The organism is Bacillus sp. CGMCC 1.16541, from assembly GCF_003184905.1.
Classification (GTDB): Bacteria; Bacillota; Bacilli; order Bacillales; family Bacillaceae_H; genus Priestia.
This window is the reverse complement of record NZ_QFRU01000001.1, coordinates 241,156-255,234: the sequence shown is the minus strand read 5'-3', so window position 1 is coordinate 255,234 and position 14,079 is coordinate 241,156. Positions and strand designations below refer to the sequence as shown.

General features: G+C 37.8%; 15 protein-coding genes. 12 read left to right on the top strand and 3 right to left on the bottom strand.

Features of this window, described 5'->3' with window-relative positions; translation table 11 throughout:
• Position 1: 1 nt before the first annotated feature.
• From DIS06_RS05775 to DIS06_RS05745, 7 genes are all read left to right on the top strand, one after another.
• Positions 2-922 (top strand): C40 family peptidase, encoded by a 921-nt coding sequence (locus DIS06_RS05775; RefSeq protein ID WP_110112287.1) that lies wholly within the window; start codon positions 2-4, stop codon positions 920-922.
• A 2-nt stretch (positions 923-924) separates the two neighbouring features.
• Positions 925-1,935: an ABC transporter ATP-binding protein gene (locus DIS06_RS05770; RefSeq protein WP_110112286.1), complete on the top strand. Its 1,011-nt coding sequence runs from the start codon at positions 925-927 to the stop codon at positions 1,933-1,935.
• 15 nt (positions 1,936-1,950) lie between these two features.
• A complete protein-coding gene (locus DIS06_RS05765) occupies positions 1,951-2,733 on the top strand; it encodes a serine hydrolase (protein ID WP_110112285.1) in 783 nt (260 codons plus the stop codon).
• Between the two features lie 117 nt (positions 2,734-2,850).
• Positions 2,851-3,396, top strand: coding sequence for a hypothetical protein (locus DIS06_RS05760; protein ID WP_110112432.1), 546 nt, complete (start codon positions 2,851-2,853; stop codon positions 3,394-3,396).
• A 289-nt stretch (positions 3,397-3,685) separates the two neighbouring features.
• Positions 3,686-4,051, top strand: coding sequence for a response regulator (locus DIS06_RS05755; protein ID WP_110112284.1), 366 nt, complete (start codon positions 3,686-3,688; stop codon positions 4,049-4,051).
• Between the two features lie 179 nt (positions 4,052-4,230).
• Entirely contained in the window at positions 4,231-6,390 is a 2,160-nt protein-coding gene (locus DIS06_RS05750) for a DNA topoisomerase III (RefSeq protein WP_110112283.1), read from the top strand.
• A gap of 29 nt (positions 6,391-6,419) precedes the next feature.
• Positions 6,420-7,304: an EamA family transporter gene (locus DIS06_RS05745; protein WP_110112282.1), complete on the top strand. Its 885-nt coding sequence runs from the start codon at positions 6,420-6,422 to the stop codon at positions 7,302-7,304.
• A gap of 95 nt (positions 7,305-7,399) precedes the next feature.
• On the opposite strand, the gene DIS06_RS20365 is transcribed toward DIS06_RS05745, so the two are convergent.
• The gene (locus DIS06_RS20365) at positions 7,400-7,552 is read right to left on the bottom strand and encodes a hypothetical protein (RefSeq protein WP_204166759.1); all 153 of its coding nucleotides are present in this window, start codon (positions 7,550-7,552) and stop codon (positions 7,400-7,402) included.
• Between the two features lie 59 nt (positions 7,553-7,611).
• Positions 7,612-7,842: a DUF3892 domain-containing protein gene (locus DIS06_RS05740; RefSeq protein WP_110112281.1), complete on the bottom strand. Its 231-nt coding sequence runs from the start codon at positions 7,840-7,842 to the stop codon at positions 7,612-7,614.
• Between the two features lie 123 nt (positions 7,843-7,965).
• Here DIS06_RS05740 and DIS06_RS05735 point away from each other — a divergent pair, with 123 nt between their 5' ends.
• The 3 genes from DIS06_RS05735 (at position 7,966) to DIS06_RS05725 (ending at position 9,491) form a co-directional block, all read left to right on the top strand.
• The gene (locus DIS06_RS05735) at positions 7,966-8,646 is read left to right on the top strand and encodes a class I SAM-dependent methyltransferase (protein WP_110112280.1); all 681 of its coding nucleotides are present in this window, start codon (positions 7,966-7,968) and stop codon (positions 8,644-8,646) included.
• Between the two features lie 64 nt (positions 8,647-8,710).
• The gene (locus DIS06_RS05730) at positions 8,711-9,064 is read left to right on the top strand and encodes a DUF4183 domain-containing protein (RefSeq protein WP_110112279.1); all 354 of its coding nucleotides are present in this window, start codon (positions 8,711-8,713) and stop codon (positions 9,062-9,064) included.
• Between the two features lie 13 nt (positions 9,065-9,077).
• Entirely contained in the window at positions 9,078-9,491 is a 414-nt protein-coding gene (locus DIS06_RS05725) for a DUF4183 domain-containing protein (protein ID WP_162595895.1), read from the top strand.
• 75 nt (positions 9,492-9,566) lie between these two features.
• Here the strand turns inward: DIS06_RS05725 and metA are convergent, their stop codons facing one another.
• Positions 9,567-10,475, bottom strand: coding sequence for a homoserine O-acetyltransferase MetA (gene metA / locus DIS06_RS05720; RefSeq protein WP_110112277.1), 909 nt, complete (start codon positions 10,473-10,475; stop codon positions 9,567-9,569).
• Between the two features lie 641 nt (positions 10,476-11,116).
• On the opposite strand from metA, the gene DIS06_RS05715 reads away from it, so the two are divergent.
• Both DIS06_RS05715 and DIS06_RS05710 read left to right on the top strand, forming a co-directional pair.
• Positions 11,117-12,805 carry a formate--tetrahydrofolate ligase gene (locus DIS06_RS05715; protein WP_110112276.1) on the top strand — a complete coding sequence of 563 codons (1,689 nt, stop codon included), beginning with the start codon at positions 11,117-11,119 and terminating at the stop codon, positions 12,803-12,805.
• 71 nt (positions 12,806-12,876) lie between these two features.
• Entirely contained in the window at positions 12,877-14,067 is a 1,191-nt protein-coding gene (locus tag DIS06_RS05710) for a DUF6843 domain-containing protein (protein ID WP_110112275.1), read from the top strand.
• The last annotated feature ends 12 nt before the right edge of the window (positions 14,068-14,079 follow it).

Here is a 14,079-nt window from a genome sequence, read left to right as displayed (position 1 = left end):
GATGAGTAGAAAAGCGGTAATTTCTGTACCTGTCGCAACGGTTTGGACGTCTTTTGATTCAGCTCGTGAGATTGATAAGCTAGCTGTTTCGCGTTCAATAGACATACAAACATGGCTAGAATCGTTAACGTACGAGACACGTTTAGAGTTATGCGACCGCAATCTTGTTCAATCGCAAGCTTTATTTGGGCAAGAGGTGACGGTGATTGAAGAAAGAGAAGGATGGTCACATGTGGTCATTCCTGAACAAGCCTCATCAAAAGACGATGAAGGGTACCCTGGCTGGATTCCTAGTCATCAGCTAGTAAAGAGTAAAGAACAAGTCGAATCAACTCAATTTGCCATTGTAACGCGTCCTTTTACAGATTTATATAACGAACAAAATCAAAAAGAAGTTGAGTTGAGTTTTCAGACAACACTTCCTGTTTTAAGAGAATATGATGAAGTGGTGGAAGTATGGACGCCAAACGGTAAAGGATATTTAAACCGTCAAGATATTGTGTTATCATCAACAAGCCTTAGCAAAGTAAAGGGTAGCGGCGATGACATTGTTAAATCTGGTGAATTATTTTTAGGTTTGCCTTATTTGTGGGGTGGCATGAGTAGTTATGGCTATGACTGTTCAGGGTTTAGCTACACAATGTGTAAAGCAAATGGTTATCTGATTCCGCGTGATGCACATGATCAAGCTGCAGAAGGGGAAGATGTACCATTTGATCAGTTGAAGCGTGGAGATTTATTGTTTTTTGCAAATGATGAAGGGAAAGGAAATATCCGTCATGTAGGGATTTACTACGGAGATGGAAAAATGATTCATTCACCTAAAACAGGTAGGGATATTGAAATTCTTTCGTTAGAAAGTACTACTTATGAAAAAGAACTTTGTGCAGCAAGACGTTACTGGCAAGAGGCGGAGGCTTAAACATGACAAAACATAAACTACTAGAAGTAAAGAACGTAAAAAAGTACTTTCAACTTGAAAAAGGTAAAACATTAAAAGCAGTTGATGATGTATCGTTTGATATTCATAAAGGGGAGACATTTGGATTAGTAGGAGAATCTGGCTGTGGCAAATCGACAACCGGGCGTACAATTATTGGCCTGTATGACCGCACAGAAGGAGAAGTTTTGTACGACGGTAAAAATGTTCATACTCTCACTGAAAAAGAAAAACTAGCATTTTATCGAAATATGCAGATGATTTTCCAAGATCCGTATGCCTCACTCAATCCACGCTCCACTGTGCGTGAGATTATTGCTGAGCCAATGGAAGCACACAACTTATATTCAAATAAAAAAGAACAGTTAGAACGTGTATATCAGTTATTAGAAGACGTTGGATTGAACCGTGATCATGCAAACCGTTATCCTCATGAGTTTAGTGGAGGACAAAGGCAACGCATTGGGATTGCGCGTGCTCTTGCTTTAAATCCAGATTTTATTATTGCAGATGAACCCATTTCAGCGTTAGATGTATCTGTTCAAGCTCAAGTTGTTAATTTAATGAAAAAGCTTCAAAAAGAAAAAGGGCTAACTTACTTGTTTATCGCGCATGACCTTTCAATGGTTAAACATATTAGTGATCGAATTGGTGTTATGTATTTAGGACATCTAGTAGAACTAACAGAGAGTAAAGAGCTTTATAAAAAACCACTTCATCCTTATACACAAGCTCTACTATCTGCCATTCCAATTCCTGATCCAGATGTTGAAGATAAGCGAGAGCGAATGATTTTAAAAGGTGAAATTCCAAGTCCGATGAACCCACCAAGTGGCTGTGTATTCCGAACAAGATGTCCATTTGCAATGGAAGCATGTGCGACAACGAAGCCGAAGTGGCAAGAAGTAGAAGAAAAACATTTTGTTGCATGTCATTTGTATGATCAAAGTGTGATAGGTAACCAAGATCATAATGAAGTGGCTGTTACAAAATAAAAGGATGAATAGTAGATGAACATCGTATCGTTAGAGGAACGTATTCAAACTGTAATCGACAAGTGTCGTGGTCGTGTAAGTGTTGCAATTGATATGTGTCCTCACAGCATTACCATTCACGCGGATACTACGTATTCAGCAGCTAGCTTAATAAAGGTTCCTATTTTACTAGAAGGCTATAGGCAAGTTCAACAAGGTGTGATTGATTTAGAAGAACTTGTAACGGTTCCCCAAAAGGATAAAGTAGGAGGGGCAGGCGTTTTAACTTCTTTATCTGACGCAGCAACATTAACGATAAAAGATTTATTAACGCTCATGATTATTGTTTCGGATAATACAGCTACAAACTTGTTAATCGACCGACTTACTCAACAATCCATTCATGAGCTATGCCGTCAGTTAGATTTACAGCACACCTCTCTTCAAAGGAAACTCATGGACTTTGAAGCCATAACGAAAGGCCTTGATAATTTGACGTCTGCATCTGATATGGTGAAGTGCTTGAAAATGATTGATAAAAGTCAGGTGTTTGAAAAGGAAAATCGCGATAGGATGTTACACACTCTTCAGCAACAGCAGTTTTATGATAAGTTGCCAGCTAAGATGAATCGAGATATTGTTTCAATTGCAAATAAAACAGGAGAACTGCCAGGTGTTGAGCATGACTGTGCCATCGTTCATTATAAAGATCAAACAGTTTATGTGGCAGTATTAATCGACGAGTTAGATGACAATTATGAAGGCCGTCAAATTATTACAGAAATAGGACATCTTTTGTATACATATCTCGTCGAATAAGAGCAGGAAGTATTTTAGCAGATTGTAGGATTTTTTGAGTATATCACACATCCTATATGAACATTTTGTACTTTCCTATATAATAAAGGATATATTATGAATGTTGGTGGTGTGTTCATGTCGAATGAGACTGCAATGAAAGATATTATAAAAGATTTTAAGCGATATTCAACAGAGTCAATTACAATGGATCTTGTGAAAGAAGTAAAAGGTGTATTTATGCCTCTGCCTAAATATGTCGCAGATTTAATTGATGAATTACGTAAGCTTCATTTAAAGGATGAAGTCATTAGTGTACTTTTGTATCAAGCGGTATTTATGACCAATCATCAATTTGAAACGAAAAACACAGCAGATAATAAAGCATTTATCCTTTATACATTAAATATGGCAAAAGGTTGGATTCGCCAATATGGTAAAGTGGAAACAGCAGAGGATGCAATATGGATTGCAGAAAAAGGGGCGCAAAATACCACCATTTCAACTGATAAAGGAAATGAACCTTTCCAACAAGAACAAAAGGTAACGCTTCAAGTCAAATTACAGCCTCATATTTATAGCATGTTAAAAGAGATTACAATGGCTAGTGGACATCAATCGTATGAAGAACCTATCGCATATGCAATTAGTCGATTATATGGTGAATTACAAAAAAAGAGATAGAGAAGAAAGAGTATGTTAAAAACCCTTTGCTTATGTATCCATTCATGATAGTGGATCACATAAGCAAAGGGTTTTTTGCTGTGTGAACACGCCCCTTTTTTTGACACCTTTTTTAGGGTGCTATAAAGAAATAAAAGGGGACATTTGGAGTTCCTTTTTTGTCATTTCGTGAGTAAGATATTGTAGAAACAAGTAGAAAGAACTATGATTGAGACCGAATCACTAGATGAAATCAAAACATTGACATAGAGTATGTATTCAATTTAAACATGAGTAGAGGAGTAAAAGTGTGAATAAAACAATCTTAATTGCAGATGACTCGTTATTTATGAGAAGATGGCTAACAACAATTGTAAAAGAACATGGTTTTAACGTTATTAGTGAAGCTTCAAACGGAATTGAAGCAGTAGAACAGTATAAAGTGATGACTCCTAGCATCGTGTTACTAGATATTACAATGCCAGAACAAAGTGGGCTTATCGCGTTAGAAAAGATTAAAGAAATTGACAAGCATGCAAAAGTCATTATGTGTTCGGCAATGGGACAACGATCAATGATTTTAGAAGCATTAAAGTATGGTGCAACAGACTTTGTCATTAAGCCTTATTTTGAAAAGCTTCCTACTATTCTAAACAACATTTCTAAAGCTGGATAAGTGAAAGTCCGTTTCTAAATTGATGAAGAAGTCAAATGTAGAAGCGGGCTTTCTCTTTTTGAGAAGGCAGGTAATAGCATCAGATAGAGACGTTAAAAATTGTTATAAAAACTCTTGAACTCTTTTTTATATAGTATAATAAAGTACATGATTTAGTTTAAGTTGTTAGGAGTTTTTTTATGAAAGTAATTATTGCAGAGAAGCCTGATCAAGGTGCAACGTTAGCTTCTCAATTTAAAACAAAAAAACATCAAGGTTACATAGAGATCATGCCTAACGAGCTGTTTGCAAAAGGTGCATATGTTACATGGGCAGTCGGGCATTTATGTCAGCTAGTGGATCCTCAAACGTATAAACCAGAGTGGAAGAAGTGGTCAATCAATACGTTGCCTATTATTCCGGATCAATTTCAATATGAAGTGACTAAGTCAAAAGCAAAGCAATTTCAAATTGTGAAACAGTTGTTGAGAAAGCCAACAGTGACAGAAGTCATTCATGCAGGAGATGCTGGTCGGGAAGGAGAGCTAATCATTCGCAACATCATTCACTTGTCTGGTGTGAAAAAGCCGATGAAGCGATTGTGGATTTCTTCTTTAACTCCAAAGGCGATTTATGAAGGTTTTCAGCAATTAAAAGACGAAGAAGATACGAGAAACTTATACTATGAAGCCTATACAAGGGCGTGTGCAGATTGGGTAGTCGGAATGAATGCTTCACGTGTGTACAGCCTGTTACTTAAGAGTAAAGGAATTCAAGGTGTGTTTTCAGCAGGACGTGTTCAAACACCTACACTTGCTTTAATTGTAAAGCGAGAAAAAGAGATTGAGTCTTTTGAGTCAAAGCCTTTTTGGGAAGTACTGGCCACATTTGATATGAACGGAAAGAGGTATGAAGGAAAATGGCAAAAAGAGCAGGAGTCGCGTTTAACGACTCAAGAAATGGCAATGAAGATTGCTGCTTTTTGTCAAGGGAAAGAAGCGGAAGTAAACGAGATTGATACAGAGAGAAAAGAGTTTCAACCACCGCTCTTGTTTAATTTATCGGCTCTTCAAGCGACGGCAAATAGTATGTTTAAATTTTCTCCTAAAAAAACATTAGATGTTCTGCAATCTCTTTATCAAAAAGGTATTGTTTCATATCCACGTTCTGATTCTAATTATGTAACGAAAGGTGAGGCTGAAACATTTCCAGATATCTTACAAAAGCTCAGCCATTTTAAAGACTATGCATCGTATTTTCCGTTACCTCAATCATCCATTGTAAATAACAAACGGTTTGTAAATGAAAAGAAAGTGACAGACCACTACGCAATTATTCCGACAGAGCAAGTAAAAGATCCATCCACGTTATCAGGAGATGAGCGGAAAATTTATGATTTAGTTGTGCGGCGTTTAATTGCTGCCCATTATGAAAAAGCAATTTTTGATTATACAACATTGCTGACTCTTGTAGATGGTCGTGCGGAATTTGTTTCAAAAGGAAAACAACAAATCCAAGAAGGATGGCGTAAAGTCATCATCCAAAATGATAAAGAGGACAAAGATGTTCTGTTACCAAACGTCGAAAAAGGTGAACAAGGTAAAGTGGTTGATGTGCAAGTGAAAGAAGGAAAAACACAACCTCCAAAGCGTTATACCGAAGGAAAATTAATTACACTTATGAAAACGGCTGGTAAACATCTTGATAATGAAGAGTTAGAAAAAGTCTTAATGAAATCAGAAGGACTTGGAACTGAAGCAACACGGGCAGGTATTATTACGATGTTAAAGGATCGTAAGTACATTGAAGTGACGAAAAACCAAGTGTTTGCGACAGATAAAGCGAAAGTATTAATAACAGCGATTGGTGATAAAATATTAGCTTCCCCAGAAATGACAGCAAAGTGGGAACAGCGCCTTGCTGAAATTGGACAGGGAAAAGCATCAGCTGCAGCATTTATGGAACAAACGAAAAAATTATCAAGTAAAATTATTCAAGATGCCATTCAAACAGCAGAGTCTTGGGATTTTCAAGGTTTAGATGTTGAATCCATTGAAGGGCCAAAGCATAAAAAAGCACGTAACGTTTCACTTGGAACATGTAAATTATGTGATGGGAAAGTCATGGAGAAAGGCCAATTTTACGGATGTTCAAATTACGCAAAAACGAACTGTACGTTTACAGTGTCTAAAAGAATCTTAAGTAAAACCGTCTCACAAGCAAACGTGAAAAAGTTATTAAAAGATGGCAAAACGAACTTAATTAAAGGATTTAAAAAAGGCGAAAAAACATTTGATGCCTATTTAAAGTGGGATGAGAAAGATAAAAAAGTCGTATTTGAATTTCCCACTCCTTCATAGGAGAGTTTTAAATAGAAGGGTTAGAGAACATGCGATATATGATAGTGGTCTTTCTAGGTGCGTGTAGTTATGGTGTTTTATCGACGATTGTAAAGTTTGCGTATAACAAAGGGTACATTGCTCGTGACGTAATTGGTGCGCAAATCTTCTTTGGTTGTCTCTTTTTATGGATGCTTACTTTTTTATTTTCTCGTAAAAAAGTGGCGTGGAAACAGTGGCCACCACTGATGGCAGTCGGAGTGACTACTTGTTTAACGAGTATTTTCTATTATATGTCACTTCAAACCATTCCCGCATCGATCGCGATTGTTCTTTTGTTTCAGTTCACATGGATTGGACTACTGTTAGAAGCACTCACTCTTAAGAAGCTACCGAGCAAAGCAAAACGACAATCGCTTGTCATTTTAACGATTGGTACGTTTCTTGCTGGTGGTGTATTTGAAGGGCAATACGTTTTATATGAAGTAGGCGTGATATACGGGTTACTGTCAGCCGTTACGTTTGCGTTATTTATTTATTTTAGCGGTCGAGTAGAGGTGACTGTGCCATCGATTACACGAAGTGCCATTATCTCAACGGGTACACTTGTTTCTTTATGTATCATTTTACCGCCGTCCTTTCTAATCAATGGTACACTTATGGAAGGGCTTTGGGTGTGGGGATGTTTACTTGGTTTATTTGGTCTATTTATTCCTACTTTATTTTTCTCAATTGGAGTACCTAAAATCGGGTCTGGACTGGCTACAATTTTAGGTGCGGCGGAGCTTCCGACAGCGGTTTTCATGTCTAGCTTGATTCTTAGGGAACTTGTAGGTGCAATGCAGTGGATTGGTGTTCTTCTAATTCTAGTAGCCATTATTTATCCACAGTGGGCTGAACACCAAAAAGAAAAGAAGCAACAAGCAACGTTATAAAAAAGATTTGTATGCATACAAAATTGAGTCGTGATGATGAAGTTGTGGGCTAAGTCGAATAGGAGGTCGTACCTTCTTTTGACTTAGCCCTTTTCTTATTTTTCTGTTTTACTTTGTTGATCTTTGTTTCGTTTATTTCCTTTTGAATTATCTCCAGCTGTTGTTAACTCTTGTCCCATTTCAACTAATTCGTGCTGTCGCTTAGGGTTGCTTTGATTATCGCTACCTTTGTTAACTTTTTTCGTCATCGTTCATCCTCTTTTCTTGTTCATAGTCATAGAAGTATATATTGTATTCCTTGCTGTTGTTAAAACTCTGGTAAGTTATCTAAGTTGTTCGCTTTGTCGTTATCAGGGTTGCTTCTAATATACGTTCCCCCGTCTTTGCCGGTGAAAGTGCTGACATTTTCAATGTTCCCTGCTTGAACTTGTTTTAATGCTTCTTCATAGCTTAATTGTTGACCAGAAGCCGTTTGGAATGCTTGAAGGTCACCTTCGCCGTTCTTTTTAACTGCCACGAATCGTTCCTTTTGAGCCATCTTCTCAACTCCTTTCATCATAGCGTGACTCACTCAAATCAAAAATATTCACCGATTCCATCAGAAAGAGGATTTTCAGTGTGCGTAGCGAAAAAAAGAATAAAAAGGAAAGGGGAGTTACAGATGAACACATTTAAGTGGCATGAGGAAGCTGAAAAGCAATGGAATGAACGAGCCGATTTTTGGAACCAAAATAGTAAAGAGATGTGGCTTAATGGGAGTCGAAAAAGTATTATCCCTTTTTTGAGTCATTATATGAAGCAAGGTAGTTATCTTGTAGACGTTGGCTGTGGAGATGGGGTAGGGGCATTTCTTTTATCGCAATCAGGTTATGAAGTAGTTGGAGTAGATTTATCAAAAGAAATGATTGAACATGCAAAGAAACATCATCAAGAATCAAATTTAACCTTTCAGCAAGGTGATATTTTAACATTACCTTTTGAAGATGAACAAGTAGACGGAGTGATGGCCATCAATTCGTTAGAATGGACAGCAGTTCCTGCTGAAGCTTTAAAAGAAGTGACAAGGATTGTGAAGCGTGGTGGGTATGCGTGCGTTGGAATTTTAGGACCCACAGCTGGTCCGAGAGCGAATAGTTATCGACGTTTGTATGGTGAAGATGTTATTTGTAACACAATGATGCCTTGGGAGTTTGAAAAGCTAGCACTTGAACACGGTTGGGCTGTGATAGATGGTCATGGTGTATATAAAAAAGGAATTACGGAGTCACAGGTTAAATCTTTTTCTGTAGAATTAAAACAGTCTCTTACATTTATGTGGGTGTTCTTATTAAAGAAATCATAGTCATAAGACAAATCTCTTTGTACATACGTTTAAAACGAGACGCACGTATAATGAGGGATAGCGTATGCATGTATCAAAACAAGAGCGGGGTGGCCAGACTAAACCAGTGTTGACGTTACCAACTTTTCAAAGTTCAGAAAAGATGTTTAAACGGATTAACAAAGCAGATGTAGATCAATATTGTACAAAATCGGACGGTCACAAAAAAGTTTATACGAATAAAGACTCCCTAAAAAAGCATTCCACTACGCGAATTTTAGACCCTTGCACGGTTTCCTATGTGAATCTTTTTATTAATGGTGTTTTACAGCCTCCACATCTCTATGTCGTTAAAAAGGGAGAACTTGTGTTATTGTCGGTAGATGTTCCGTTAAAAGGCGTTCCCATTATTCTTCAATTTGTGCGAGTTTATTCGTAAAGGAGAGAATATGATGCCAGCAGAGTTAATTAAATTAGTCATTGTAGCAGAGAATACGGTGACGGGAGAAGTTCAAACAACAACAGAAACGGAAGTTAGGCCTGATGCATTGAAATTTGTGGCAAATGTGACAGCAGATATGGTAACAGGAGGTCAAACCGTTATTCCAGCCACGTCATTTACTGATGATAACGGTGATCCAATTACAACGCTGCCTGTGACAACGGCGACTAATTATTATAATGTCTATATTAATGCTGTACTTCAACAACAAGAGTTATCGGTTATTACAGCTGCCAATGTTACAATTTCAGCTGAGATCTTAGTTGGAGCACCTGTTGTGCTTGAATTGGTAGATCTATCTGATACGACGTCAACTTCTACATCTACAAACAACTTAGATGTCACAACGATCATTAATACGTAAATAAACGAAGAGCCTTGCCATTGAATTCATATGTTTGAATTTGATGGCCAAGGCTCTCATTTTTTAAAAAGAAAGTTATTTCCAGGAATAAGGTGTTTCTTGGTAGACGTAATAGTTTAACCAGTTAATAAACAACAGATTTGCATGTGACCGCCATGTTTTTGGAGGTTTTTTTGTTGGGTCATTGTTTGGGAAATAATGTTGTGGAACATGGATATCTATGCCTTTTGCTACATCCCGTAAATATTCTTCATGCAATGTTTGTGCGTCATACTCAGGATGACCGGTAATGAAGACAAATTTTTCGTCTGTTGACATGACTAAGTACACACCTGCTTCTTCTGAATAGGAAAGCAGTTTTAAATCAGGGTGTTCATCAATTTGCTGACGGTCTACATCCGTATAACGTGAATGTGGTGAAACGAATAAGTCATCAAATCCACGTAATAACTTAATAGGTTCTTCAATCGAAGTATGAGTGAAAATACCTGAGCACTTTCGATCTAACGGATATTTATTAATCCCAAAGTGATGATACAACCCTGCTTGTGCCCCCCAACAAATGTGAAGTGTAGATGTTACATTCGTATGACACCAATCCATAATCTCCGAAAGTTCATGCCAATAATCGACTTCTTCAAAAGCGAGCTGTTCCACAGGCGCTCCTGTGATGATCATTCCATCAAATTTTTTGTGCTTAATTTGTTCAAATGTTGAGTAAAACTGATCAAGGTGATTTTTACTCGTTGTTTTTGTTTCATGAGTTGCTGGATACAATAACGTAATATTGACTTGAATCGGTGAGTTTCCAAGCAGTCTTAATAATTGTGTTTCTGCTTTTTCTTTTTCTGGCATTAAATTTAAAATGACAATATTTAATGGTCGAATATCTTGCGTAGTTGCTCGCAAGTCATCCATGATGAAGATGCGCTCATTCTCTAGTATTTCTTTTGCCGGCAGGTTCCGTGGAATGTTAATTGGCACGACAAAACCTCCTTTTTTTATTTCGTGAATAAATGCAATACTTTTTATTATAAGAATATAAAGAAAATTTATCAATATAAATTGATCGATCTAACTAATTTGACATGACGGTGGGGCTGTCATGTCAAATTAGTTAGACCTAAGCGGAAGCCACCCCTCTTGCGAGGTTGGTGGTTTCCGCTTAGGTGGACCTTTGAGGGTAGATCCGAGAGGGCAGGGGCGTTGTTTGATAGGTGTTCTTTCTTTGATAATGAGCTAAATAATTTAAATAAATGTGAAAAAGTATGACAGGATGGTGTGTGGTTGTGTCATGTTAGGTAGATGTAAGAGGAAGCGACCCCTTTTGCGAGGTTGTGGTTTCCGCTTAGGTGGATTTTTGAGGGTAGATTCGAGAGGGCAGGGGCGTTGTTTGATAGGTGTTCTTTCTTTGATAATGAGCTAAATAATTTAAATAAATGTGAAAAAGTATGACAGGATGGTGTGTGGTTGTGTCATGTTAGGTAGATGTAAGAGGAAGCGACTCTTTTTGCGAGGTTGGTGTTTTTCGCTTAGGTGGATTTTTGAGGGTGATTTTTTTCGTAGAATGTTCAAAAAATGTTAAACTAAGGATGAGGAAAAAGATAGAAAAGAGGTTTATGGTCATGAAAACAACAACGAATGTAAAAAGCGATTTGCAAATTGCACAGGAAGCAACGATGAAACCGATTAAAGAGATTGCGAGTCAATTGGACTTATTAGAGGAAGAGATTGAGCCATATGGCCACTATAAAGCAAAATTGTCTTTAAGTGTAATGGACCGATTACAAGCAAAAAAAGACGGTAAAGTCATTTTAGTCACAGCAATTAGTCCAACACCTGCGGGAGAAGGGAAATCGACTGTAACAGTTGGTCTAGGACAAGCTTTACATAAAATTGGAAAAAAATCGATGATTGCGATGCGTGAACCATCACTAGGTCCTGTAATGGGCATTAAAGGTGGAGCAGCTGGTGGCGGTTTTTCACAAGTATTACCTATGGAAGATATTAACCTTCATTTTACAGGGGATTTGCATGCCATCACGACAACGAACAATGCATTGGCAGCTCTTCTTGACAACCATATTCATCAAGGAAATGAGCTTAAAATTGATACACGTAAAATTACTTGGAAACGTGTGGTTGATTTAAACGACCGAGCACTCCGTCAAGTTGTCATTGGATTAGGTGGACCAATTCAGGGTGTGCCTCGTGAAGATGGATTTGATATTACGGTAGCTTCTGAAATTATGGCTATTTTCTGTTTAGCTACAGATCTGAGCGATTTAAAGCGACGTTTATCACGCATTGTTGTTGCTTACAATGTCAACAATGAGCCCGTAACTGTAAAAGATTTAGGCGTAGAAGGAGCATTGACGCTTTTGTTGAAAGAAGCGATAAAGCCAAACCTTGTTCAAACGCTAGAACATACACCTGCTCTCATTCATGGTGGACCATTTGCCAACATTGCGCACGGTTGTAACAGTGTCATTGCGACAAAGATGGCAGCAAAGCTTGCTGATTATGTTGTGACAGAAGCGGGGTTTGGAGCAGATTTAGGTGCAGAGAAGTTTTTAAATATTAAAGCACGTATGGCCAATATTAAGCCAGATGCGGTTGTCGTTGTTGCGACAATTCGTGCATTAAAAATGCATGGTGGCGTAGATAAAGCAAATTTAGCTGAGGAAAATGTAAGTGCATTAAAAGCAGGGATGGCAAACTTACAAAAGCACATTGAAACTGTTCAAGCGTTCGGACTTCCTTATGTGGTTGCTATCAATCATTTTATAACAGATACAGAAGCAGAAGTAGAGGCATTAATGGAATGGTGCGAGCAACATCATGCACCCGTTGCGTTAACAGAAGTGTGGGAAAAAGGTGGAGAAGGTGGGCAAGCGCTTGCTGAGCGAGTTCTTGATGTGATTGAAAAAGGTGAGAATCACTTTGCCCCACTTTATGAAGTGTCTGACTCTATTCCAGTAAAAGTTGAAATGATCGCGAAAAAAGTGTATGGAGCATCAAGCGTAGACTTTACACCAAAAGCATTAAAACAAATGGAACAGTTCGAGAAATTAGGATGGGATAATTTGCCGATTTGTATGGCGAAAACACAGTATTCACTTAGTGATGATCAAACAAAACTTGGTCGACCAACTAACTTTACAATTACGATTCGAGAGTTCCGTCCATCTCTTGGAGCAGGTTTTCTTGTTGCCTTAACAGGAGCAATCATGACAATGCCAGGTTTACCAAAAACACCTGCTGCACTCAAGATGGATGTAGATGAAAATGGGCAAGCATTAGGGATTTTTTAAACAGATAAATAGAAAAAGAGCTAGAGCATGATAGTCTAGCTCTTTCGTTCTGCGTATAAGGGGGAGATGAGTTGGGAAGGTATTTAGTAAGAAAAGTATGGATTAGTTTAATTGTAGCGCTCCTAATTGGTGTTTTATTTGTTAGTCCAGGAGTGATTGATTCAGGAGTAGAAGCGTTGGTGTATGGTCCAATTGTTTTTATTTACGCGATCCCTTTTATTGTACTATATGGGATGCCGGTTTCCATTCTATCTGATTTCTTTGTAAAAAAGATAGCAGCAATGTGGCTAAAAGTAATAATATCATTTCTTATTCACGTTGGCTTTGGTACGATTCCGTTTTTACTTGCATCACTTTATTTTGATGGGTTACGAGAGGGGATAGGACTTGTTGGTTTAGGTGCACTGCTGTATTGGATCGTCTATTTGATTTTTGAAGTGAAAAGCCCCATTACTTATCTTGTGACATGGCCTATCGCTACACCTGCTGCTTTTGTAACAGCAGCGGTTATCATTGTCTATTTTGTGCAAGCGATTGATAACATTGGAGAACCGGTTATTTATAAAATTCCTGAAGACTATCGTGGAGTTGTTAAAATTTATTACAACGATGAAGACGCGAAACCATTGAAACAACAAGACAAGTATTTTATCGCTCCAATTAATGAAAATGGTATTTTACGCACATCGACACCGACTCCTTCGGGTGTTTATACATATACGTTTGTGAACGAAGAAGGAGAAGAAGTAGAGAACCATCATAACCTTCTTCACTTTGATAATGTGTTAACGAGTGAGTTTGAATATGAACAGGAAAGTGAAAGTGAGATTACCTCATTCTTTGTCGGTACAAAAGCGGAAGCAAAGAAGTACTATGGAGAAAACGAACAAGTGTATACAGCTGACTTTCGAAGCGAAGCGACGTATCAATTTTATGTACCTCAATCGTTCCGAGGGTGGGCTGTTGTGGAACTTGGTGAAGAGTTGAAAATAACTGAGCAAACGCCTTATAGTATTTATATTAACAATCAAGGGATAGGGAAGTTTCCGTTAACTTGGATTGATTATCAACAACAAGCAGATAAATTCTTCTTCGTATCTTCCACAGGAGAACAGCACCAAATAATGAAAGACATGATTCATGAACCAATGCTTTATCCAGATTTGTTTGCGGTCTTTGTAGGAACAAAAGAAGAGTATAAAAAGAGTAAACCGTTCCATTATATAACGTATAAGGAAAAGCTTTCACAGTATAAACAATGAAAGAAGGCTCTA

Excerpts from the sequence above, each read along its gene's own strand:
- DIS06_RS05775 (WP_110112287.1), top strand. The coding sequence starts at position 2 with ATGAGTAGAAAAGCGGTAATTTCTGTACCTGTCGCAACGGTTTGGACG.
- DIS06_RS05770 (WP_110112286.1), top strand. The coding sequence starts at position 925 with ATGACAAAACATAAACTACTAGAAGTAAAGAACGTAAAAAAGTACTTT.
- DIS06_RS05765 (WP_110112285.1), top strand. The coding sequence starts at position 1,951 with ATGAACATCGTATCGTTAGAGGAACGTATTCAAACTGTAATCGACAAG.
- DIS06_RS05760 (WP_110112432.1), top strand. The coding sequence starts at position 2,851 with ATGTCGAATGAGACTGCAATGAAAGATATTATAAAAGATTTTAAGCGA.
- DIS06_RS05750 (WP_110112283.1), top strand. The coding sequence starts at position 4,231 with ATGAAAGTAATTATTGCAGAGAAGCCTGATCAAGGTGCAACGTTAGCT.
- DIS06_RS05745 (WP_110112282.1), top strand. The coding sequence starts at position 6,420 with ATGCGATATATGATAGTGGTCTTTCTAGGTGCGTGTAGTTATGGTGTT.
- DIS06_RS20365 (WP_204166759.1), bottom strand. The coding sequence starts at position 7,552 with ATGACGAAAAAAGTTAACAAAGGTAGCGATAATCAAAGCAACCCTAAG.
- DIS06_RS05740 (WP_110112281.1), bottom strand. The coding sequence starts at position 7,842 with ATGGCTCAAAAGGAACGATTCGTGGCAGTTAAAAAGAACGGCGAAGGT.
- DIS06_RS05735 (WP_110112280.1), top strand. The coding sequence starts at position 7,966 with ATGAACACATTTAAGTGGCATGAGGAAGCTGAAAAGCAATGGAATGAA.
- DIS06_RS05730 (WP_110112279.1), top strand. The coding sequence starts at position 8,711 with ATGCATGTATCAAAACAAGAGCGGGGTGGCCAGACTAAACCAGTGTTG.
- DIS06_RS05725 (WP_162595895.1), top strand. The coding sequence starts at position 9,078 with ATGCCAGCAGAGTTAATTAAATTAGTCATTGTAGCAGAGAATACGGTG.
- DIS06_RS05715 (WP_110112276.1), top strand. The coding sequence starts at position 11,117 with ATGAAAACAACAACGAATGTAAAAAGCGATTTGCAAATTGCACAGGAA.